Genomic DNA, 22,346 nt, shown 5'->3' with positions numbered 1-22,346 from the left:
CCGGGGAACCATAGCGGAACGAGCTGCCGTAATCGCGCCGCTGTGGCATTATAAGATGTGTGTGTTTGGCACAAGCTGGTCGTCGTCGGCGGGACGAATCGAGCAGGGCGCTGCGAAGGCACGACGACGATGATGTTGACGGCAATTGGTCTGATGAGCGGCACCTCCCTCGACGGGGTGGACGTCGCCTTGATCGAAACCGACGGCCGCCGGGTGACCGCCTTCGGACCGTCCGGATACCGGCCCTACACCGAATCCGAGCGCAGCCTGCTGCGCCAGGCGCTGTATGAGGCGGTCGACCTGCCGGAGCGCAATGCCCGGCCGGGTTGCCTGCGGCAGGCCGAGCTCGCCGTCACGACGGCCCATGCCGAGGCGGTGGTGGCCTTTGTCGCGCAGCACCGCATCGCCTTTTCCGATATCGATATCGTCGGCTTTCACGGCCAGACCGTGCTGCACCGGCCCGAGCGCCGGCTGACCGTGCAGATCGGCGACGCGCTGGCGCTTGCCAAGGCGATCCATATCCCGGTCATGCACGATTTCCGCGCCGCCGACGTCGAAGCCGGCGGGCAGGGCGCACCGTTTGTGCCGGTCTATCACCGGGCGCTGGCGCAGTCGCTGCAGCGTGAGGGGCCGATCGTCGTGGTTAATATCGGCGGCGTCTCCAACATCACCTATATCGACGGCGACACGCTGATCGCCTGCGATACCGGGCCCGGCAATGCGCTGCTGGACGACCACATGTTCCGCACCCTGAACCAGGGCTTCGATTGCGAGGGCCGGATCGGCGCCCAGGGCAGGGTCGATGTGGCCTGGATCAAGCGGGCGCTGGACATGCCGTTCTTCAGGCTGCCGCCGCCGAAATCGCTCGACCGCAACGACTTTGCCTCGCTCAAGCTCGGCGACATGCCGCCTGCCGACGGCGCTGCGACCCTGACCGCGTTCACCGCGGAAGCGATCGCCCGGATTGTGCCGCTGCTGCCCAAGGAGCCGAAGAGCTGGATCGTGGCCGGCGGCGGCGCCCGCAACCTGACCATGCTGCGGATGCTGCGCGAGCGGCTGCAGCCCGCGACCGTCGAGGCCGCCGACACGCTGGGCTGGGCCTCGGACGCGATCGAGGCGCAGGCGTTCGGTTTCCTCGCCGCGCGCGGCCTGAAGGGCCTGCCGCTGAGCTACCCCGCCACCACAGGGGTGCCGATTCCCATGACCGGCGGGGTCATCGCGCGACCGTGAAGCAGATGCCATTGCATCGATCTTGACTGTTCAATGCAGGTGCATCTAATTTGATGCGTCTGCATTGAATGCGAGGAGCGGTCATGGTCGCGGCGCTGAAACTGATCAGCCACAAGCTTTGTCCTTATGTGCAGCGCGCGGTGATCGCGCTCACCGAAAAGGGCGTCGAATTCGAGCGGATCGATATCGATCTCGCCAACAAGCCGGACTGGTTCCTGGCGCTGTCGCCGCTCGGCAAGACGCCGGTGCTGCAGGTCGGCGACATCGCGATCTTCGAGTCCGCCGTCATCCTCGAATATCTGGAAGAGACCCAGCCCAGGCCGCTACATCCCGCCAACGCGCTGACCCGCGCGGAGCATCGCGGCTGGATCGAGTTCGGTTCGGCCGTGCTCAATGACATCGCAAGTTTCTATTCGGCCGTCGACGAAGCCACCTTCACGACGAAGGCAACTCAACTGGAACAGAAGTTTGCGCGACTCGAAGCCCGCGTCGCTGCGTCGCCGTGGTTCGACGGCGAGGAATTTTCGCTGGTCGACGCGGTGTTCGGGCCGGTGTTTCGCTATTTCGATGTGTTCGACACCATCGCCGACTTCGGCATTCTCGCCGGCAAACCGAAGCTGGCGCGCTGGCGCAAGAACCTGGCCGAGCGACCGTCGGTGCGATCGGCGGTGAGGGCGGATTATCCGGTGCTGCTGCGCGACTTCATCGAGCGGCGGAAGTCATGGCTGTCGGGGTTGCAGGCGCGCGCGGCGGCGTGAACGCTACAATTCGCCGGCGATCTTGGCGAGCGCGGCAACGGTGTTCATGTTGCGCGCGGTTCCGGCCTTTGCGGCGGGGACGACCAGTTTCGATTGTCCCATGCCGTCGCCGTAATGGATGTAGATCTCGCGGCGGCCGAGGCCGATCTCTTCGTCCTTGCGGCCTTTGACGGCTTTGAGCGTGTCGGCGGGCGGCGGGGAATCAAGAAACACCGCGACGGTGCGGTTGGCGGGCGCCTTCGGAAATGGATTGTCCGCCAGCACGGCCTGCATCTCGCTGACTGAGCGGACCATGACGCCGACCGGCTTGCCGGCGTAGCTTTCAAGTTGCGCTTCCAGCGCCTTCTTCACGGCGGCTTCGGATTTGCGGCTGGTGAAGACCACATTGCCGCTGGCGATATAGGTGCGGACGCCGGCAAAGCCGAGCGCTTCGCACATCGCCTTCAACTCGGTCATCGGCAGCTTGCCGGTGCCGCCGACATTCACCGCACGAAGCAAGGCAATGAAGGCGGCCACGGCAAACCCAGTCGCTAGCGGACGTTGGCGAGCCGCATGTCGAGATAGCCGGTGACCGTTTCCATCAGCGGCTGCAGCTTGCCGTCGAAGAAATGGTTGGCGCCGGGGATGATCTGCTGGTCGATGACGATGCCCTTCTGGGTCTTCAGCTTCTCGACCAGCGTGTTGACGTCCTTCGGCGGCACCACCGCGTCCTTTTCGCCATGCACGATCAGGCCGGACGACGGGCAGGGCGCGAGGAAGGAGAAGTCATAGAGGTTGGCGGGCGGCGCGATCGAAATAAAACCCTCGACCTCGGGCCGGCGCATCAGGAGCTGCATGCCGATCCAGGCGCCAAACGAAAAGCCCGCGACCCAGCAGGCGCGCGCTTCGGGGTTGATGGTCTGCGCCCAGTCGAGCGCCGAGGCCGCATCCGACAACTCGCCGGTGCCGTGATCGAACGAGCCCTGGCTGCGGCCGACGCCGCGGAAATTGAAACGCAGCACCGAGAAGCCGCGATGCGCGAACGCGTAGTAGCACTGGTAGACGATCTGGTGATTCATCGTGCCGTGAAACTGCGGATGCGGATGCAGGATCATCGCGATCGGCGCGTTCTTCTGCTTGGCCGGGTGATAACGACCCTCGAGGCGGCCTGCGGGGCCGGTGAAAATAACTTCAGGCATTGATGATCCCTAGGCAACGGACGCGATCTGGCGGAGAACGATGATCGGGCGTCGTTGGGCGATGCGCGAGCGGCGCTTCCCGTGAACTGGTGGCCGCCTTCTAGCATGAGGCGAGGGGCAAAAAGCAAGCATCTTGAACATCTCGAAGCGGGTTCAAGACGTTAGCTCGGGATTGCGGAAGACGGCGCGCTCCCCAATTGCGATGGTGCGAATGACGGGTGCGGGCGAACGGTGACGGGTCCCGCGGCTCGCAATAAAGGTAATATTGTACGGAAATGCCTGACCGGGTCTATCTCGACTGGAATGCGACCACACCGCTGCGCCCCGAGGCGAAGCAGGCGATGACGGCCGCGTGGGAGTTCAGCGGCAATCCGTCCTCGGTCCATACCGAAGGCCGTCAGGCCCGACGGCTGGTCGAGGACGCCCGGGCCGCCATTGCCGCGGCGGTCGGGGCCAGACCGCAGGACGTGGTGTTTGCCTCCGGCGGCACCGAAGCCAATGCGCTGGCGCTGACCCCAGGCTTGCGCCGGGGGACCGGGCAAGGCGTGCAGCGGCTGCTGGTCTCCGCCATCGAGCACACCTCGGTTTTGGCAGGCGGGCGGTTTCCGGCGGCGTCGATCGGCACCATCGAGGTCACCGGCTCCGGGCTCGTCGACCTCGACCACCTGCGCGCCGCGCTGGCCGGAAAACCTCCGGCGCTGGCGTCGGTGATGCTCGCCAACAACGAGACCGGGGCCGTTCAGCCGGTTTCTGAAATTGCTGACCTGGTGCATGAAGCCGGCGGCCTGCTGCACGTCGATGCGATCCAGGCCTTTGGAAAGATACCCATTGATATCAATCGATTGAAAGCCGATCTGATCACGCTTTCCGCGCACAAGATCGGCGGCCCGAAGGGCGTCGGCGCGGTGGTTCTGGCCGGGGACGTGCAGGGCCTGGAGCCGCTGCTGCGCGGCGGCGGGCAGGAATTGGGGCGCCGGGCCGGCACCGAGAACGTGGCCGGCATTGCCGCCTTCGGCGCAGCGACCAGGGCCGCGATCGCAGCCCTGCCTGACGATTCGATCCGGCTGGGCGCCCTAAGGGAACGCCTCGAGCGGGGTTTGAAGCAGACCCCCGGGATGATCGTATTTTCGGACGGCGCGCCGCGGCTGCCCAATACCACGCTGTTCACGGTTCCCGGGCTTAAGGCCGAAACGGCCGTGATCGGCTTCGACCTTGCCGGTATTGCGGTATCGTCGGGTTCCGCCTGCTCCTCCGGCAAGGTCCAGCCCTCGCACGTTCTGGCGGCCATGGGGTTCGGCAAGGAGTTGGCGCAGGGAGCGGTGCGGCTCAGTCTGGGCTGGTCTACCTCCAAAACAGACATCGATCTGACCCTGGAGGCTTGGCGAAAGCTCGCCGATGCCTTACTTAGAGGGGGACGACGAAACACGGCTTGAATCGTTCTAAGCGCGTTTCGTCAGGACTTCGTTTTCGACCTTGAGATTGATCCACCGCGGTCCTTGAAACCGCGAGCGGAGGATAGAATGGCTGCCGTACAAGAGACGGTCGAGCGCGTCAGGCGTATCGACGTCGATCAGTATCGATATGGGTTTGAGACCAATATCGAGTCCGACAAGGCCCCCAAGGGGCTATCGGAAGACACCGTCCGCTTCATTTCCGCGAAAAAGAACGAGCCGGCCTGGATGCTGGAATGGCGTCTGGAGGCCTATCGCCGCTGGCTGACCATGACCGAGCCGACCTGGGCCCGCGTCGACTATCCCAAGATCGACTACCAGGATCTCTATTACTATTCGGCGCCGAAGCCGAAGAAGCAGATCGGCTCGCTGGACGAGATCGATCCGGAAATCCTGAAGACCTATGAGAAGCTCGGCATCCCCCTGCGCGAGGTCGAGGTGCTGGAAGGCGTCGTACGGCCGGAAGGCGAGCGCAGAATCGCCGTCGACGCCGTGTTCGACTCGGTTTCGGTCGCGACCACGTTCCAGAAGGAGCTGAAGGCGGCCGGTGTGATCTTCATGCCGATCTCGGAGGCGATCCGCGAGCATCCCGAACTGGTGCAGAAGTATCTGGGTTCCGTGGTGCCGACCTCGGACAACTATTTCGCGACGTTGAACTCGGCGGTGTTCTCCGACGGCTCGTTCGTCTACGTGCCGCCGGGCGTGCGCTGCCCGATGGAACTGTCGACCTATTTCCGCATCAACGAGCGCAACACCGGCCAGTTCGAGCGCACGCTGATCATCGCCGACAAGGGCGCTTACGTCAGCTACCTCGAAGGCTGCACCGCACCGCAGCGCGACGAGAACCAGTTGCATGCCGCCGTGGTCGAGCTCGTCACGCACGATGACGCCGAGATCAAGTATTCGACGGTGCAGAACTGGTACCCCGGCAATTCCGAAGGCAAGGGCGGCATCTACAATTTCGTCACCAAGCGCGGCGACTGCCGCGGCAAAAATTCCAAGATCTCGTGGACCCAGGTCGAGACCGGGTCGGCGATCACCTGGAAATATCCGAGCTGCATCCTGCGCGGCGACAATTCACGCGGCGAGTTCTACTCGATCGCGATCTCAAACGGTCACCAGCAGGTCGACAGCGGCACCAAGATGATCCATCTCGGCAAGAACACGACCTCGAGGATCATCTCCAAGGGCATCGCCGCCGGCGTGTCGCAGAACACCTATCGCGGCCTCGTCACCGCGCACCGCAAGGCGACCGGCGCGCGCAACTTCACCGCCTGCGACTCGCTCCTGATCGGCGACAAGTGCGGCGCACACACCGTGCCCTACATCGAGGCCAAGAATTCCTCGGCGCTGTTCGAGCATGAAGCCACCACCTCGAAGATTTCCGAGGACGTGCTGTTCTATTGCGTGCAGCGGGGCTTGAGCCAGGAAGAAGCCGTCGGCCTCGTGGTCAACGGGTTCGTCAAGGACGTGCTGCAGCAGCTGCCGATGGAATTCGCGGTCGAGGCACAGAAGCTGATTTCGATCTCGCTGGAGGGAAGCGTCGGTTGATGGCGCTTGATGCCGTCATTGCGAGAGCAGCGAAGCAATCCATTGGACGAAAACAAGACTGGATTGCTTCGTCGCAAGTGCTCCTCGCAATGACGAGATTCCAAATCTTAAGGACAAATTGAATGTCACTACTTGAAGTCAAAAACCTGCAGGTCCGTGTCGAGGAACGTGAGATTCTCCACGGGCTGTCGCTGACCGTAAACCGCGGCGAGGTGCACGCGATCATGGGGCCGAACGGCTCCGGCAAATCGACGCTCTCGCATGTCATCGCCGGCAAGCCGGGCTACGAAGTGACCGGCGGCGAAATCCTGTTCAATGGCGAGAACCTCTTGGAAATGGCGCCGGACGAGCGCGCCGCCAAGGGCGTTTTCCTGGCGTTCCAGTATCCGGTCGAAATTCCCGGCGTCGCCACCATGAACTTCCTGCGCACCGCGCTCAACGCGCAGCGCAAGGCGCGCGGCGAAAGCGAGTTCTCCACGCCGGACTTCCTGAAGAAGGTGCGCGAGGTCGCAGCCTCCCTCAACATCCCGCAGGACATGCTCCGGCGCGGCGTCAATGTCGGCTTCTCCGGCGGCGAGAAGAAGCGCAACGAAGTGCTGCAGATGGCGCTGTTCCAGCCCAGCCTGTGCATTCTGGATGAAATGGATTCCGGCCTCGACATCGACGCGCTCAGGGTCGCCGCCGACGGCGTCAACGCGCTGCGGTCGCCCGATCGCGCCATGGTCGTCATCACCCATTACCAGCGGCTGCTCAACTACATCGTGCCTGATTTCGTCCACGTGATGTCGAAGGGCCGTGTCGTGAAGAGCGGCGGCAAGGAACTGGCGCTGGAGCTCGAGGCTTCCGGCTACGCCCAGTTCGAAGACGCAGCCTGAGCATCTCCATGAACGTAGCTGTGGCAAAAAACGAGACCGGACGCGCGCTGAGCGACAGCTTTGCGCTGGTGCACGACCGGTTGCCGGGCACCGGCAAGGCGGTCGAGGCGAGACGCGTGGCCTTCGAGGCCTATGAACGCGTGGGCCTGCCGAACCGCCGGATCGAAGACTGGAAATACACCGACCTGCGCGCGTTGATGCGCGAGGTGCTGCCGCTGGCGCCTGCGCCGGATGCGGCGGCGCTGACGCGGGCTTCCGCGGCGGTCGAGCTGCAGGCGATCGAGGGCGCGCGCCGGCTGGTGCTGGTCGACGGCGTGTTCGCGCCGAAGCTTTCCGATCTGGGTGACCTCGATAAGGGCCTCAGCATCCGCACCTTGCGCGAGGTGCTGGAGGCCGGCGACGCTGCGCTGCAGGCGCAATTGTTTTCGCCGGACAGTGCCAATCCGATGGTCGCGCTCAACAGCGCCATGATGACCGACGGCGTGGTGATCGAGATCGCCAATGGCGTGGTGCTGACGCGTCCGCTGCAGATCGTCCACGTCGCCAGCGGCGCGGCACCTGCCGCCATGTTCACGCGCTCGATGCTCCGGCTCGGCAAGGATGCCGCAGCTACGCTGGTTGAAAGCTATATCGCAGCCGATGCCGCCAAAACCTATCAGGCCCATGATTCCCTGGTCATTGCGATCGGCGACAATTCCAGGCTCGATCATGTCCGTCTGGTCGAGGATAGCCGCGACGCTTTCAACATTTGCTCCGCCGTGGTGACGCTGGGCGCGCATGCGCACTTCAACACCTTCGGCATGGTGTCGGGCGCCGGCGTCAGCCGCTACCAGGCGACCATCGCATTTGCCGGCGAGGGCTCGACAGTCGAGACCAACGGCGTCAACCTGCTCAACGGCCGCCAGCACGCCGACACCACGCTGTTCATGGATCACGCGGTGCCGCATTGTTCCAGCCGTGAAGTCTTCCGTGCCGTCGTCGATGACAGCGGCCATTCCGTGTTCCAGGGCCGCATTATCGTGCAGCCCCACGCCCAGAAGACCGACGCCAAGATGATGACGCGGGCGCTGTTGCTGTCCGACGAGGCCGAGGCCGTCAACAAGCCGGAACTCGAAATTTTCGCCGACGACGTCACCTGCGGCCATGGCGCGACCACCGGCGCGCTCGACGAGAGCCTGCTGTTCTATCTGCGCGCCCGCGGCCTTTCCGAAAAGGAAGCCCAGGCGCTGCTGATCCAGGCGTTTGTGGGCGAGGCGATTGAATCGGTCGTCAACGACGACTTGCGCGAACTTGCGATCGCAGCGGCGCAGCGCTGGCTGGAGGCACGGGGATGACCCAGCATCCGGCGGTCAGGAACGGAGCTTACGATGTGGCGCGGGTGCGGGAGGATTTCCCCGCGCTGGCGATGAAGGTCTATGGCAAGCCGCTGGTCTATCTCGACAACGCGGCCTCCGCCCAGAAGCCGACCGCCGTGCTCGACCGCATGACGGAAGCTTACAAAAGCGAATACGCCAACGTGCATCGCGGCCTGCATTATCTCGCCAATACCGCAACGGAGGCCTATGAGGGCGGCCGCACCAAGGTCGCAAAATTCCTCAACGCCGGGCGCACCGAAGAGATCATTTTCACCCGCAACGCCACCGAGGCCATCAACCTCGTGGCGTCGTCCTGGGGCGAGCCCAATATCAAGGCCGGCGATGAAATCGTGATCTCCATCATGGAGCATCACTCCAACATCGTGCCCTGGCACTTTCTGCGCGAGCGCCATGGCGCGGTCATCAAATGGGCGCCGGTCGATGACGAAGGCAACTTCCTGATCGAGGAATTCGAAAAGCTGCTGACCGATCGCACCAAGCTGGTTGCGATCACGCAGATGTCGAACGCGCTCGGCACCGTCGTGCCGGTCAAGGAAGTGGTGAAGCTGGCGCATGCCCGCGGCATTCCGGTGCTGGTCGACGGCAGTCAGGCGGCGGTGCACATGGCGATCGACGTGCAGGACATCGACGCCGACTTCTACGTCTTTACCGGGCACAAGCTGTACGGTCCGACCGGCATCGGCGTGCTCTATGCAAAGTACGATCATTTGGTCGCGATGCGCCCCTATAACGGCGGCGGCGAGATGATCCGCGAAGTTACCAGGGATTGGGTCACCTATGGCGATCCGCCGCACAAGTTCGAGGCGGGTACGCCGGCGATCGTGGAATCGATCGGGCTGGGAGCTGCGATCGACTACGTCAATTCGATCGGCAAGGAACGCATCGCCGCCCACGAGCACGATCTTCTGACCTATGCCGAGGGCCGCCTACGCGAAATCAATTCGCTGCGCCTGATCGGCACGGCGAAGGGCAAGGGACCGGTGATCTCGTTCGAGATGAAGGGCGCCCATCCGCACGATGTCGCCACCGTGATCGACCGCCAGGGCATCGCGGTGCGCGCCGGAACCCATTGCGTGATGCCGCTTTTAGAGCGGTTCAATGTCACGGCCACCTGCCGGGCGTCGTTTGGGATGTATAATACCCGTGAAGAAGTCGACCATCTGGCACAGGCGCTGATCAAGGCGCGGGAATTGTTCTCATGAGTGACACTGCCGAAGTCAAAACCGCCAACATGGAAACCGTCTCGGCGCTGCCGCCGGAGGAGACCGAACGGCTGGGGAACGAGATCGTTGCCGCGCTGAAGACGGTATTCGACCCGGAAATTCCGGCCGACATCTACGAACTCGGCCTGATCTACAAGGTCGACCTCAAGGACGATCGCGCCGTCGATGTGATGATGACGCTGACCACGCCGAACTGTCCGGCAGCCGGCGAACTGCCGACCATGGTGGAGAACGCGATCGCCAGCGTTCCCGGTGTCGGCGTCGTCAATGTCAATCTGGTGTGGGACCCGGCCTGGACGCCGGATCGCATGTCCGACGAGGCCCGCCTCGTCCTCAATATGTGGTGAGCTGGGCTTAACCGATCTACGGGAAGATGATGACGGCATTGATTTGCCGCTGGGAATGATCACATGACTGACATGACACCCGCTTCACCCACGCCATCAGCCAAGCCGAAGCCGCGTCCGCGCCCGCAGGTCATGCGCCTGACCGAGGCTGCCGCCCAACGCATCACGGAACTGACCCAGCGCGCCGATTCCGAGATCGTGGGCCTGCGCGTCGGCATCAAGAATGGCGGCTGCGCCGGACAGTCCTACACCGTCGAATATGCCCATGAAGTGAAGCCCTCCGACGAGGTGGTCGAGGACAGGGGCGTCAAGATCCTGGTCGATCCCAAGGCAGTGCTGTTCCTGCTCGGGACCGAGATGGACTACAAGGCCGACAAGATGCAGGCCCAGTTCATCTTCAACAATCCCAACCAGGTTTCGGCCTGCGGCTGCGGCGAATCGGTGCAGCTGACGCCCGCGAAGATTTAAGCTCTTTCGATCACACCCACGGGCCTCATCCTGAGGAGCCGCATCCTTGTGCGGCGTCTCGAAGGATGGTTGCGAAAAAGATCACGGGCCTTATGGTTCGAGACGCCGCTTCGCGGCTCCTCACCATGAGGAATTGGCAACTACGTTGGGGCCAAGATGGACCGCGATTTCCTCACCGATCTGTTTGCCGATTTCGGGCCGGTCACCATCCGCAAAATGTTTTCCGGCTTCGGCATTTCCGCCGACGGCACCAACTTCGCGCTGGCGCTGCGCTCCGGCCTCTATTTCCGTGCCGACGAGGCGTCCATTCCGCAATTCGAGGCGGAAGGCTCAAAGCCGTTTCAATATCAGACGCGGGCCAAGACGGTCACCGTGAACTCGTACTGGGAATTGCCGGCACGGCTGTTCGACGATTCCGAGGAGCTCAGCGTGTGGGCGAGGGCGGCGCTGGCGGCGGCGCAACGCGCGGCCATGAAGAAGCGCCCGAAGGGGCGGAAGGCGGCGAAGGGCACCACCAAGAGGGCGGTCGCGACGAAGGCCGCCGGGAAGACGGCGGCCAAACGGCGAGTTGCCAAGAAGGTGGCGAAGAAGAAGCGGAAGGCTTAAGCGACCTGGCTGCGGGTCTCGGCGGCGTATTCGGGGTCGACTTCGCAGATCACGCGGTTGCGGCCGTTGCGCTTGGCGGCATAGAGGCAGGCGTCGGCGCGCTCGATCAGCGAATCGGTGTCGTCGCCCGGCTTCAGCATCGACACGCCGACCGAGATGGTGACGCGGCCGAGAATTTCTCCGGTGGATTTCTTCTTCAATTCCTTGGCCATCACGGCGCGGCGGATGTGGTCGGCCACCGTCAGCGCCTGGCGCAGCGCAGTGTTGGGCAGCACGACCGCGAATTCCTCGCCGCCATAGCGGGCCGTGATGTCCTGGCCCTTGATGGTCTGCTTCAACGACATGCCGACCAGCCGCAACACCTGATCGCCGGTGAGATGGCCGTAGGAGTCGTTGAACGACTTGAAGTGGTCGATGTCGAACATCAGCAGCGACAGCGGCTCGCCGCTGGCGAGCGCCGTCTGCACCGCCATGTCGATCGAGCGGTCGAAATATTTGCGGTTGCCCAATCCGGTCAGCGGATCGGTCAGGCTTTCGGCGCGGATCGCCTCGAGGCTGTGCTGGAGATTGCTGATCTCGGTCTTCGACAGCAACAGCCGGGATTCCAGCGCCTTGGTGGTCTCGCGCATTTCGTGAGTGGATTTCACCAGTTGCTCGACCACCGCCTTGATCTGGTCCGGCTTCTGCGCGACCGACAGCATCCGGCTGGCGCCGCTTAGGCTGGCGTCGTAGCTCGCCGACATGCCGAGCGCTTCGGTGATCAGCGTCATCACATCGTCGATTTCACCGATCACGCGCGCGCCGACCTTGTCGATGCGGTCGGAGGTCTTGATGTGCGAGAGATAGGTTTCGTAGATCTGCTCGAGATCGGACTCGCTCAGTCTGCCGTTGCGCGCCAGCGTCTCGTTGATGATCTTGTTGAGTGGAGCGTTGTATCCGGTCGCATAGACGTACCAGATTTCGTAATTGCGCGGGACCGCGGTTTGCCGAAGCGACTTGATCTGGCCCAACGCAACTTCGGCGAAAGCCATTGTGCGTTCGTGTTCGTCCAGCAGCTTGACCACTGATCCGTCCCCAATATCGAGCAGCGCCGCTCGTTGCCTTGCAGCAATGACTAAAATTATTGCGGCAAGTTAACTGGGGAGAATGAATACCGGGTAAACACGGGTTCCCTTGCCGGGAGCCCGCAAAAACCTGATCGATGACGCCTCAGACGCGGGCGCGAACCGGCCGCAACAGGAACGCCGGAAGATGCGAGTGATCGGCTGGTTCCGATTCGACCTCGCGCTGCGCGCGCCGCGGTTCGGGGCGGCCGATCGAGGGCACGCGGGAAGCCTGCGCGGGGGCCGGTGGCGCGAACGAGTCGGAACCAGCCTGTGGTTGCGGGCTTCGATTGCGGCCACCCCTGGGATGCCTCGGTTCCGAATGCCGCGGCTCCGAATGGTTTGGTTCGGAAGTTCTCGGCTCTGAATGTCTTGGTTCGGAAGTTCTCGTCTCGGAAGCTCTCGTCTCGGAATGTCTCGGCTCGCGGTCGGCGCCCTTGCCGTGACGCGGCTCGCGTTCGCCGTGACGCGGCTCGCGTTCACCGCGCCGCGGCTTGCGGCCGCCGCGTGAACCCTCGCGGGAGCGGTGCTCGCGCGGCTGATCGCTGTCGCCGGAGGCTTCCGGGCTGACCGAATAGTCGCCCTCGGCGCGGGGGATCGGTTGCCCGATCAGTCGCTCGATCGCCGCGATCGACTTGGTATCGAGCGAGGTGACGATCGAGATCGCGGTGCCGGCACGGCCGGCGCGTCCGGTACGGCCGATACGATGCACGTAGTCGTCGGCATGATGCGGCACGTCGAAATTGAAGACGTGGCTCACGATCGGAATGTCGAGGCCGCGGGCGGCGACGTCGGAGGCCACCAGCAACGGGATTTCACCCTTGCGGAACTGATCGAGCGCCGCGGTGCGGGCCGACTGGTCCATGTCGCCATGCAGGGCGCCGACACTGAAGCCGTGCTTTTGCAGCGACTTGTACACGACGGCGACTTCACGCTTGCGATTGCAGAAGATGATCGCGTTCTGGAGGTCCTTGGCGTCGCGCAGCAGGCGGCGAAGGATATCGCGCTTGTCGTGCGCCTCGCGGCCGCCGGGGACCTGGAACTGCGCCACGCCGACCGCCGCGGTGGCCGGCTTTGAGACTTCGATCCGCTCGGGATTGTGCAAGAAGGATTCGGTGATGCGGCTGATTTCGGGCGGCATCGTCGCGGTGAAGAACAGCGTCTGGCGCGTGAACGGCACCAGCTTGCAGATGCGTTCGATGTCGGGAATGAAGCCCATGTCCAGCATGCGGTCGGCTTCGTCGATGACGAGCAGTTCGACGCCGGTGAGCAGGAGGCCGCCGCGCTCGGTGTGGTCGAGCAGCCGGCCCGGGGTCGCGATCAGCACGTCGACGCCGCGCGTCAGTTTGGTGTCCTGGTCGCCGAACGAGACGCCGCCGATCAGGAGCGCCACGTTGAGTTTCTGGCCGACGCCGTATTTGTCGAAATTCTCTTTGACCTGTGCGGCAAGTTCGCGGGTCGGCTCCAGGATCAGGGTGCGCGGCATTCGTGCCCGGGCGCGGCCCTTTTCCAAAAGCGTGAGCATGGGCAGGACGAAGGCCGCGGTCTTGCCGGTGCCGGTCTGGGCGATGCCGAGCACGTCGCGGCGGGCCAGAACGTGGGGGATCGCCTGTTCCTGAATGGGGGTAGGGGTGGTGTAACCTGTGGCCGCAACAGCGGCGAGGACCTTATCGGAAAGGCCGAGATGGGAAAAAGACATTGAGCCTCTAGTCGACACCGCCGTTCGGAATCGAAGGTAAAAAGGCTGTCGCGTTTTGCCCCGAAACGGCGCGCTTTCTGGAAGCTGGGGGCTCTGACTGACGCAGACGAGCGGCAAACCAGGGAATCGCGTTTCGATCCAAGGCCGCGTTGAAGCGAAACATAGGGGCGAAATGGCTAAAGTCAATCTTGCAACCGTTGATATGGCCGAAAAAGCTTAATGTTTTCGAACAAATAACCGCCAAACCGTCATTTGGCGGTCAAATGACGTCACCCTTCCCGCAACCGTTGAACCCTGGGACAGGGCCTGCCGACTATGCCTTGTGGCGGTTTGACGGGTCCAAACGATGGGGCCGCGGACCACGAGGCTTTAAGAGTACTTTGCGCAGACGGGGAACTTGATGACCGGTTGGCTTTGCAGATTCATTTCCGCTGTTGCCGTCGTGGCGGCCCTGCTTGTGCTGGCCGCGCCGGCACATGCCGAGAAGCGCGTCGCCCTGGTGGTCGGCAACAACGATTACAAGAACGTGCCGAAGCTGCAGAAGGCGGTCAACGACGCCCGCACCATGGGCGATACGCTCAAGCAACTCGGCTTCACCGTGATGGTGGCGGAGAACCAGAACCGGCAGGCGTTTTCCGAAACGCTGCTGGCGTTCGACCGCGCGGTGGGGCCGGGCGATACCGCGTTCTTCTTCTATGCCGGCCACGGCTTCGAGATCGCGGGCCAGAATTTTCTGCTGCCGACCGACGTGCCGGCCGCGACCGAGGGCCAGGAAGAACTGGTGCGCGACGCTTCCGTTCTCGCCGACCGCGTCATCGAGCGGTTGCAGAACAAGAAGGTGCGGACCGCTATTCTGGTGTTCGATGCCTGCCGCAACAATCCGTTCGAGCGCTCCGGCACCCGCGCGGTGGCCGGCGGCGGCGGGCTGGCGCCGATGACGCAATTGCCGGAAGGCGTGTTCTCGGTGTTCTCGGCAGGTCCCCGGCAGACCGCGCTCGACCGGCTTTCCAACGATGACGGCAATCCCAATTCGGTGTTCACGCGGACCTTTGCCAAGGAACTGACGGAGCCCGGCGTGAACCTGGTCCAGGTCGCGCAGCGCACGCGGCGCCTCGTCAGCGAGATGGCGGAGACCGTCCATCACAAGCAGATTCCGGTCTATTTCGACCAGATGGTCGACGACGTGTTTCTCAACGGCGCTTCGAAGGGGCCTGCGGCTGCCGCGGACGCCGTGAAGCCGGCCGCGCCGCCACAGCAGCTTGCGGCGCTGCCGCCGGTGCAGCGGCTGGCGCCGCAGAACGATTCCGTCAATGCGCCGATCGCCTCGTTCTCGCGCCATAATGGCGGCTGGAGCGTGGTGTTCTCGATCGCCGATCCGACGCTCGGCATTTCCTGGCGGATGGGGGAGGCCGGCGACTTCCGCGAAACCGGCTTCATCGACACGCTCGATCCGCGCACCCGCAAGCGGATGCCGAATTCGTCGATCGAGCTTCCGGCCGATGCGCCGGCGGCTACCATCCAGGTGCGCTATGTCGACACCAATGGCGAGACCCAGGGGCCGTTCCCGATCAGGTTCGATCCGGAGGCCGCCCTCATTCGCGACCAGCGCAAGATCCTCGACATGACCGCGACCAGCTGGCTGTCGTTTCGCGAGTTCAACGGGCTTCTGGTCTATTACAGTCAGTTGATGTCGTTTCGCTGCGCGATCCGCGAAGCACGGATCGGCATCGATAGCTCAGTGCCTGACAAGGTTCTGAAAATGCCGCCCTGCGATCCCAGAGACCCCAGCGCCATTCCGCACGACGCGCTGCCGTACCTCAAGCTGGCGCCGTCGACCAAATCGGTCTCGGTGGAATTGACCTACCGCGACGGCAGCGTGTCGGAGATCAAGACGTTCCGGCGCTAGGTTTCGCGTGCCGGTCCGCTGCTGTGCCTCACGCTACGATTAACCCGTACTTTTCCATAACCGCTTTCACCTTCGCCATGTCCGGCGGGCCGCCCGCGTTCACGACAGCCGCGATGTCCTCGAAATATCGCTTCCCTGCGACCGCCGGCGTCAGCGTTATGAGCGCGCGGGCTTCCCCTGCATCAAGGTTGTCGAAGCGGTGCACAACTCCGCGCGGCACGAACAAGGCGTCGCCCGGTTTTAATCGGTGCGCCACCCCATCGAGCGTAACGGTCAGCGTACCGCCAAGGCCATACCAAACCTCCTCGAAATCGCGACGATAATGTGCCGCCGGTACCTTGGCCTGCTCCGGCACAGCCATGTCGAACATCGTAAGCTTGCCACCATTGTCGGCATCGTCGATCAGGAACTTCAGTCGCAGCGAACCTATCCGCACCTCGTCAGACATCGACACAAGCTCCGAGCATCATTTTGAAAATATTTGCGTATTCTTCTTGTTCTGGCAAGAGAGGGTACCAAGCGGGTGATTGACGTCGCCGCCGTCAGATAGATGAAATTCGCCGTTGAATCGCCGACGAGCCGTGACAGGCTTGTTAGCAAGATAACCGGTTGGCCCAAAATCGCACATGTCACCATTCGTCAATCATGTCCCTTGAGGGATTGGTGGCGAACTCGGGCGAAGTTGCTCTCGGGGCTTTTTTTGTGAATTGGGCTTGTCTAACGGGCGTATTATCGCCCGGTTAGACTGGCGCCGTATTTGAACGAGGTGAACCATGAAGGTGCGTTGCTGCATCGTTGGTGGCGGACCGGCCGGCATGATGCTCGGCTATCTGCTCGGACGCGCCGGCATCGACGTCGTGGTGCTGGAAAAGCACGCGGATTTCTTCCGCGATTTTCGTGGCGACACCGTGCATCCATCGACCCTGCAGGTGATGGATGAGCTCGGGCTGATCGACGGGTTCCTGAAGCTGCCGCACCAGCGACTGCAGACGATGGACGGCATGTTCGGCGGCACCTCGGTGCGGATCGCCGATCTCGGCCGGCTCGACGTGAAATACCCCTTCATCGCCTTCATGCCGCAGTGGGATTTTCTCAATTTTCTGCGCGAGAGCGGCAAGCGGTTTGCTTCGCTGAAGGTGATGATGAGCGCGGAGGCGGTCGATCTGATCCATGACGGCAATCGCATCGCGGGCGTCAAGGTCAAGACGCCGGAAGGCGTCATCGACATCGAGGCCGATCTGACCGTCGCCTGCGATGGCCGCCATTCGCTGGTGCGCGAACGCGCTGGCCTGGCGATCGAGGAGATCGGCGCACCGATGGACGTGTTGTGGTTTCGCGCCGGCAAGCGCGAGCACGAAAACGAAAGCCTGTTTGCCCGTGTCGATCCCGGCAAGATGATGGTGACGTTCGACCGCGGCAACTATTGGCAGTGCGCCTATGTGATCGCCAAGGGCCAGTACGACGCGGTAAAGGCGAGGGGGCTGCCGGCGCTGCTCGACGACATCGCGCGCATGGCGCCGATCCTCGCATCGGGGCTGTCGGACATAAAGAGCTGGGACGACGTCAAGCTGTTGACGGTTACGATCAACCGGCTGCCGCGCTGGACGCGACCTGGGTTGTTGTGTATCGGCGACGCCGCGCATGCGATGTCGCCGGTCGGTGGCGTCGGCGTCAATCTTGCGGTTCAGGATGCCGTGGCGACCGCCAATCTTCTGGCGTCGAAGCTCGTGAGCGGCTGCCCGTCGGAGGAGGAACTGGACGCGGTGCGCAAGCGTCGCGCGTTTCCAGTGTGGATGACGCAGCGAATGCAGGTCATCGTTCAGAACAACATCATCAATGCCGCGTTGAAGCCAGGTGGCCAGCTGCTCAAGCCTCCGCTCGTGATGCGTCTGGTCACCGCGATCCCCTGGCTGCAGGGCATTACCGCGCGTTTCGTCGGCGTCGGCGTTCGTCCCGAACATGTGCGGTCGCCGGCCGTCGCCGAGGCCTGACGTCGGCGTCAACCCATGATCGAGTAGCCGCCGTCGACGGGAATGGCGGTGCCGGTGACGAAGTCGGAGGCGGGCGAGGCGAGAAACACCGCGATCCCGGCGAAGTCCGATATCGCGCCCCAGCGCGCCGCCGGCGTACGCGTCAGCACCCGGTCGTGCAGGCCGTCGATCTCCTGGCGGGCGCGCTGGGTGAGATCGGTGTCGATCCAGCCCGGCAGCACCGCATTGGCCTGGATGTTGTCGGCAGCCCAGGCCACCGCGCAGGAGCGCGTGAACTGAACGATGCCGCCCTTGCTCGCGGCATAGGCTGGCGCGAAGCTGGCGCCGAAGATCGACATCATCGATCCGATGTTGATGATCTTGCCGCCGCCCGCAGCCTTCATCGCAGGATGCACGGCCTGCGAGCACAGGAAGGCGCTGGTGAGGTTGGTCGCGATCACGCTGTTCCACTCGACGATGTCGAGCGCATGCGGCGGCTTGCGGATGTTGATGCCGGCATTGTTGACGAGGATGTCGATGCGCCCGAGTTCGCCGGCCACGCGCGCGGTCATGGCCGCGACCGCCTCCCTGTCGGTGACGTCGGCGACCACGGAAATCGCTTTGGCGCCGCCTTGCGTGAGCTCGGCGACCGCCGCCACCGACTTGGCCTCGTTGCGGCCGACGATCGCCACCGCGGCCCCGGCCGCGGCCAATCCCCTGGCCATGCCGAGCCCGATGCCGCCATTGCCGCCGGTGACGATCGCCACCTTGCCGGTGAGGTCGAATAGTTCTGTCTTCATGGGTGGTGTCCGTTGCTTGCCGTCGGTCGTTAAGGCTCTGCGGTCAGCGGCGTGTTCAGCGGTTGCCCTGCCAGATCAGGATCAGGCCGATGGCGCCGAGCAGCGCGCCATATCCGGCCCATTGCAGCTGGTTGATCATGAAACTTGATTTCGGCCAGGCGATCGCGCCGGTGCCCTGACCGATCCAGAGCAGTCCGATGGCGAGCGCGACGAAGCCGATGATCGAAAGCGACCTGGCCATGGATTTTCCCCCTGTTGCCGCTTCCGGTCTGTCTGTTGGGACAATGCAGCTTGAATGGCACCCCAGGAGCCGTTGCCCCGGGGATGGCGGTCGCCATCGATCGAATACAATGCGGAAGCGCCGGGCAAGGACAGAATGATCACGGCGCTGTTTCGGCAGACTGGATCAGGGGGGCGTTTCGGCCCTTTGGTCCGAAAACCGCTGGGGCGCGTTCCGACCGTGGCCGCATCCAGGCACAAAAAAGCCCCGGACGATGCCGGGGCTTTTGAGGTGCTGATTTAGCTAAATCTCAGTACTTGGCGACGATCGGCCCAGTCCAGTTGAAGCGGTAGACCAGCGAGGTGCTGATGGTCTGCACGAAAGGCCTGAAGGTGATGTCGGTACCATTTGAGATGTTCGTGATGTTGGACAGCTCAGAGATATTCTTTTGGTTGTAGTAGGCCGCACGGTACTCGGTCTTCATGAACCAGCCAGGAGCGCTGATACCAAAGATGTTCAGGTTGTTCTCGACGCCGCCGCCGACGAACCAGCCGCCGCGATTAAAGCCATCGGTGTGGAGAGCGCTGGGCAACGCAGTGGCCGTGTTGAACAGCGTCGTGCCCTTCCAGTGCGAGTCGGAATAGCCACCGTTCACGTAAGAAAGTACGTTCGGCGCGATCAGGTAACCGAGGCGCCCGCCAACGGCCCAGGAATAGTCGTTCTTGATATTGCCAGCAAGGAACGGACCCTGGTCCTGAATCGTACCCTTGAGGCTGCCGAACTGGCCATCGGCGAAAATACCGGCGACCCAGTTGCTGTTGAACTGCCAGTCATAGCCAGCGCCGACGGTGCCGAACCAGCCGTCACCACCCTGCTTCTGGTTGAAGCCGAGGATGGGCGCACCGGTGAGGGTCGACTGGGTGCCAGTGTTCGCATCCCAGATGCCGCCGCCGCCGCCGCCGAAGATGTAGAAGCCGGTCCAGCTCGGAGCCACTGCCATCGGCGCGGGAGCCTTGGTGTAACGGGGAGCCAAGTCAGCCGCGACGGCAGATCCGGTGAATGCCGCCATGGCGGTCAAAGCGATCACAATCTTTTTCATGTCCAAACCCTCAATATAGAAGCGCCGAATTCGACCGCTCTGCTGGTGCGCCTGCACCGATTCCCGAAACCCAGTGCGACGACTATACGCAGATCCCGCCAAAATGCTGTTGCGGGGGGAGCACACCCGTCCGAAAACGGACCGCCCGGAAAAGCCGAAAGAACGAGCAGAATCCGGGCATATTTGAGCTCGAATCGACGAAATGACCCGAAAAAGTCGATCAAAACCCGATTCTCGGCGGGATTAGACGTCCAGCAGGTCGTCGCTGGCGAATTCGGCCTTGTCGGAGATGAAGGCGAATCGCGCTTCGGCCTTGGTGCCCATCAGCCGTTCGACCGAATCCGCGGTGCCTTCGCGGTCGTCGGCCAGCAGCACCACGCGCAGCATGGTGCGCCGGGCCGGATCCATGGTGGTTTCCTTGAGCTGTGCCGGCATCATCTCGCCAAGACCTTTGAAGCGGCCGACATCGACCTTGGCATTGGCGTTGAACTCGCTCTTCAGCAGCGCGTCCTTGTGGGCATCGTCGCGGGCGTAAACCGTCTTGCTGCCATGGGTGAGCCGATAGAGCGGCGGCACCGCGAGATAGAGATGGCCTTCGTCGATCAGCCGTGGCGTCTGGCGGTAGAAGAACGTGATCAACAGCGAAGCGATATGCGCGCCGTCGACGTCGGCGTCGGTCATGATGATGATGCGCGAGTAGCGCAGGTCTTCTTCGCGGTATTGCGCGCCGGTGCCGCAGCCGAGCGCCTGCATCAGGTCGGCGAGCTGGGCGTTGGCGGTGAGCTTGTCCTTGGTGGCGGAGGCGACGTTGAGGATCTTGCCGCGCAACGGCAGGATCGCCTGGGTCTTGCGGTCGCGCGCCTGCTTGGCGCTGCCGCCGGCCGAGTCACCCTCGACGATGAACAGTTCGGAGCCTTCGGTTGCGGTGTTGGTGCAATCCGAAAGCTTGCCGGGCAGGCGCAGCTTCTTCACCGCGGTCTTGCGCGAGGTTTCCTTTTCGGCGCGGCGGCGCAACCGTTCGTCGGCGCGCTCGATGACGAAATCCAGCAGCTTGTTGGCCTGCAGCGGATTGCCGGACAGCCAGTGGTCGAACGGGTCCTTGATTGCCTGTTCCACGATGCGCTGGGCCTCCGCGGTGGCAAGCCGATCCTTGGTCTGGCCCTGAAACTCCGGTTCGCGCACGAACACCGAGAGCATCACGGCAGCTCCCACCATCACGTCTTCGGAGGTGATGGAGGAGGCGCGCTTGCCCTGGCCGAGACGCTCGGCATGGTCCTTCAGGCCGCGCAGCATGGCGCTGCGCATGCCGGACTCATGGGTGCCGCCGTCCGGCGTCGGCACCGTGTTGCAGTAGGAAGAGAGGAAGCCGTCGGCATCCGCCGTCCATGCGACCGCCCATTCGCAGGCGCCGTGCGAGCCGTTGCGGCCGGATTTTCCGGAGAAGATATCCGGATGCACCAGCGTGTCGGCGTGAATGGCGGCGGCGAGATAGTCCTTGAGGCCGCCCGGGAAGTGGAAGCTGTCCTCGGCCGGCACATCCTCGATGCCCTTCAGAAGCTCGGGATCGCAACGCCAGCGGATTTCGACGCCGCCGAACAGGTAGGCTTTCGAGCGCGTCATCTTGAACAGGCGCTGCGGCCTGAACGCCGCCTTGGCGCCGAAAATATCGGTGTCCGGCTTGAACCGGATGCGCGTGCCGCGGCGGTTGTTGATCTTGCCGAGGTCTTCGAGCTTGCCCTTGGGGTGGCCGCGCTCAAAACTCATCCGGTAGAGTTTTTGGCTGCGCGCGACCTCGACTTCGAGCCGCGAGGAGAGGGCGTTGACCACGGAGACGCCGACGCCGTGCAGGCCGCCCGAGGTCTCGTAAACCTTGGAGTCGAACTTGCCGCCGGAATGCAGCGTGCACATGATGACTTCGAGCGCCGACTTCTTCGGAAATTTCGGATGCGGATCGACGGGAATGCCGCGGCCGTTGTCGGTGACGGTGAGGAACCCGTCGGCGCCGAGTTCGACCTCGATGAAGGACGCGTGTCCCGCCAAGGCCTCGTCCATGGCGTTGTCGATGACTTCGGCGAACAGGTGGTGCAGCGCCTTTTCGTCGGTTCCACCGATATACATGCCGGGGCGGCGGCGCACCGGCTCGAGCCCTTCGAGCACCTCGATGTCGGCGGCGGTGTAGGCGTCTTCAGCGCTGCCTGAACGGGCTGCAGCCTTCATGGGTGTGCGGCCCTTGGATTCCGGCGCCCCAAACAGGTCGCTGGGTGCCTTGGCTTTGGCGTTCGATTTCAATGCTTTGGACATGGTTCTTTATGTGTTGCGCGCGAAATCGCGCAGCGAATCGGTTGCTCTCACTATGCCATGGTTGGGCCAAGAAAGTGACGGCAGGCGGCAGCGGCGTCCGTTGCAACCGCCGATCGGCGCCCTCTATCAGGTCCTGGGTGCCCAAAACAAGGCAATCACGCGCCGTGTCCGCCTTTGTGACTTGA

21 protein-coding genes are annotated in these 22,346 nt (G+C 63.4%); 12 read left to right on the top strand and 9 right to left on the bottom strand.

What is annotated here, in order from left to right; translation table 11 throughout:
* Positions 1-129: 129 nt before the first annotated feature.
* Both FFI89_RS19275 and FFI89_RS19270 read left to right on the top strand, forming a co-directional pair.
* On the top strand, positions 130-1,230 hold the full coding sequence (locus FFI89_RS19275; RefSeq protein ID WP_138829277.1) for an anhydro-N-acetylmuramic acid kinase: 1,101 nt from the start codon (positions 130-132) through the stop codon (positions 1,228-1,230).
* Positions 1,231-1,313: 83 nt separating this feature from the next.
* Positions 1,314-1,988, top strand: coding sequence for a glutathione S-transferase family protein (locus tag FFI89_RS19270; protein WP_138829276.1), 675 nt, complete (start codon positions 1,314-1,316; stop codon positions 1,986-1,988).
* A gap of 3 nt (positions 1,989-1,991) precedes the next feature.
* Here FFI89_RS19270 and FFI89_RS19265 read toward each other — a convergent pair whose 3' ends face one another.
* Both FFI89_RS19265 and FFI89_RS19260 read right to left on the bottom strand, forming a co-directional pair.
* The gene (locus FFI89_RS19265; protein WP_138829275.1) at positions 1,992-2,504 is read right to left on the bottom strand and encodes a DUF1697 domain-containing protein; all 513 of its coding nucleotides are present in this window, start codon (positions 2,502-2,504) and stop codon (positions 1,992-1,994) included.
* 14 nt (positions 2,505-2,518) lie between these two features.
* The gene (locus FFI89_RS19260; protein WP_074829094.1) at positions 2,519-3,166 is read right to left on the bottom strand and encodes an alpha/beta hydrolase; all 648 of its coding nucleotides are present in this window, start codon (positions 3,164-3,166) and stop codon (positions 2,519-2,521) included.
* Positions 3,167-3,441: 275 nt separating this feature from the next.
* On the opposite strand from FFI89_RS19260, the gene FFI89_RS19255 reads away from it, so the two are divergent.
* The 8 genes from FFI89_RS19255 (at position 3,442) to FFI89_RS19220 (ending at position 11,063) form a co-directional block, all read left to right on the top strand.
* On the top strand, positions 3,442-4,599 hold the full coding sequence (locus tag FFI89_RS19255; RefSeq protein ID WP_138829274.1) for a cysteine desulfurase family protein: 1,158 nt from the start codon (positions 3,442-3,444) through the stop codon (positions 4,597-4,599).
* Positions 4,600-4,686: 87 nt separating this feature from the next.
* Positions 4,687-6,168 carry a Fe-S cluster assembly protein SufB gene (sufB, locus tag FFI89_RS19250; RefSeq protein ID WP_138829273.1) on the top strand — a complete coding sequence of 494 codons (1,482 nt, stop codon included), beginning with the start codon at positions 4,687-4,689 and terminating at the stop codon, positions 6,166-6,168.
* Positions 6,169-6,290: 122 nt separating this feature from the next.
* Positions 6,291-7,043, top strand: a complete 753-nt coding sequence (gene sufC, locus FFI89_RS19245; RefSeq protein WP_138829272.1) for a Fe-S cluster assembly ATPase SufC — start codon at positions 6,291-6,293, stop codon at positions 7,041-7,043.
* An 8-nt stretch (positions 7,044-7,051) separates the two neighbouring features.
* Complete coding sequence (gene sufD, locus FFI89_RS19240; RefSeq protein ID WP_138829271.1) at positions 7,052-8,377, top strand: Fe-S cluster assembly protein SufD; 1,326 nt, start codon at positions 7,052-7,054, stop codon at positions 8,375-8,377.
* Positions 8,374-9,621, top strand: a complete 1,248-nt coding sequence (locus FFI89_RS19235; protein WP_138829270.1) for a cysteine desulfurase — start codon at positions 8,374-8,376, stop codon at positions 9,619-9,621. The genes sufD and FFI89_RS19235 overlap by 4 nt, the downstream gene beginning before the upstream one ends.
* Complete coding sequence (locus FFI89_RS19230; protein WP_138829269.1) at positions 9,618-9,989, top strand: SUF system Fe-S cluster assembly protein; 372 nt, start codon at positions 9,618-9,620, stop codon at positions 9,987-9,989. Before FFI89_RS19235 ends, FFI89_RS19230 begins: the two co-directional genes overlap by 4 nt.
* A gap of 63 nt (positions 9,990-10,052) precedes the next feature.
* Positions 10,053-10,457, top strand: a complete 405-nt coding sequence (locus FFI89_RS19225) for an iron-sulfur cluster assembly accessory protein (RefSeq protein WP_138829268.1) — start codon at positions 10,053-10,055, stop codon at positions 10,455-10,457.
* A gap of 156 nt (positions 10,458-10,613) precedes the next feature.
* Positions 10,614-11,063, top strand: coding sequence for a TfoX/Sxy family protein (locus FFI89_RS19220; protein WP_138829267.1), 450 nt, complete (start codon positions 10,614-10,616; stop codon positions 11,061-11,063).
* Here the strand turns inward: FFI89_RS19220 and FFI89_RS19215 are convergent.
* Together FFI89_RS19215 and FFI89_RS19210 are read right to left on the bottom strand one after the other, a co-directional pair.
* Positions 11,060-12,127 (bottom strand): GGDEF domain-containing protein, encoded by a 1,068-nt coding sequence (locus FFI89_RS19215; RefSeq protein WP_138829266.1) that lies wholly within the window; start codon positions 12,125-12,127, stop codon positions 11,060-11,062. The two genes, FFI89_RS19220 and FFI89_RS19215, sit on opposite strands and share 4 nt — an antisense overlap.
* 145 nt (positions 12,128-12,272) lie before the next feature.
* Positions 12,273-13,865: a DEAD/DEAH box helicase gene (locus FFI89_RS19210; RefSeq protein ID WP_138829265.1), complete on the bottom strand. Its 1,593-nt coding sequence runs from the start codon at positions 13,863-13,865 to the stop codon at positions 12,273-12,275.
* 400 nt (positions 13,866-14,265) lie between these two features.
* On the opposite strand from FFI89_RS19210, the gene FFI89_RS19205 reads away from it, so the two are divergent.
* Positions 14,266-15,771: a caspase family protein gene (locus tag FFI89_RS19205; RefSeq protein WP_138829264.1), complete on the top strand. Its 1,506-nt coding sequence runs from the start codon at positions 14,266-14,268 to the stop codon at positions 15,769-15,771.
* Between the two features lie 28 nt (positions 15,772-15,799).
* Here FFI89_RS19205 and FFI89_RS19200 read toward each other — a convergent pair whose 3' ends face one another.
* On the bottom strand, positions 15,800-16,219 hold the full coding sequence (locus FFI89_RS19200; RefSeq protein WP_138829263.1) for a cupin domain-containing protein: 420 nt from the start codon (positions 16,217-16,219) through the stop codon (positions 15,800-15,802).
* A gap of 325 nt (positions 16,220-16,544) precedes the next feature.
* Between FFI89_RS19200 and FFI89_RS19195 the strand changes: the two genes are divergently transcribed.
* On the top strand, positions 16,545-17,762 hold the full coding sequence (locus FFI89_RS19195) for an FAD-dependent oxidoreductase (protein ID WP_138829262.1): 1,218 nt from the start codon (positions 16,545-16,547) through the stop codon (positions 17,760-17,762).
* Between the two features lie 8 nt (positions 17,763-17,770).
* Here the strand turns inward: FFI89_RS19195 and FFI89_RS19190 are convergent, their stop codons facing one another.
* The 4 genes from FFI89_RS19190 to parE all read right to left on the bottom strand — a co-directional run bounded on the left by FFI89_RS19190 (position 17,771) and on the right by parE (position 22,161).
* Positions 17,771-18,541: an SDR family NAD(P)-dependent oxidoreductase gene (locus FFI89_RS19190; protein ID WP_138829261.1), complete on the bottom strand. Its 771-nt coding sequence runs from the start codon at positions 18,539-18,541 to the stop codon at positions 17,771-17,773.
* A 55-nt stretch (positions 18,542-18,596) separates the two neighbouring features.
* A complete protein-coding gene (locus FFI89_RS19185; RefSeq protein WP_138829260.1) occupies positions 18,597-18,782 on the bottom strand; it encodes a hypothetical protein in 186 nt (61 codons plus the stop codon).
* Positions 18,783-19,071: 289 nt separating this feature from the next.
* Positions 19,072-19,860 carry an outer membrane protein gene (locus FFI89_RS19180; protein WP_138829259.1) on the bottom strand — a complete coding sequence of 263 codons (789 nt, stop codon included), beginning with the start codon at positions 19,858-19,860 and terminating at the stop codon, positions 19,072-19,074.
* A 243-nt stretch (positions 19,861-20,103) separates the two neighbouring features.
* The gene (parE, locus tag FFI89_RS19175) at positions 20,104-22,161 is read right to left on the bottom strand and encodes a DNA topoisomerase IV subunit B (RefSeq protein WP_138829258.1); all 2,058 of its coding nucleotides are present in this window, start codon (positions 22,159-22,161) and stop codon (positions 20,104-20,106) included.
* Between the last annotated feature and the right edge of the window lie 185 nt (positions 22,162-22,346).

Source organism: Bradyrhizobium sp. KBS0727 (assembly GCF_005937885.2).
In the GTDB taxonomy this organism is placed as follows: Bacteria; Pseudomonadota; Alphaproteobacteria; order Rhizobiales; family Xanthobacteraceae; genus Bradyrhizobium.
Note: the sequence above shows the minus strand (reverse complement) of the source record. Positions and strands in the feature narration are given on the sequence as shown.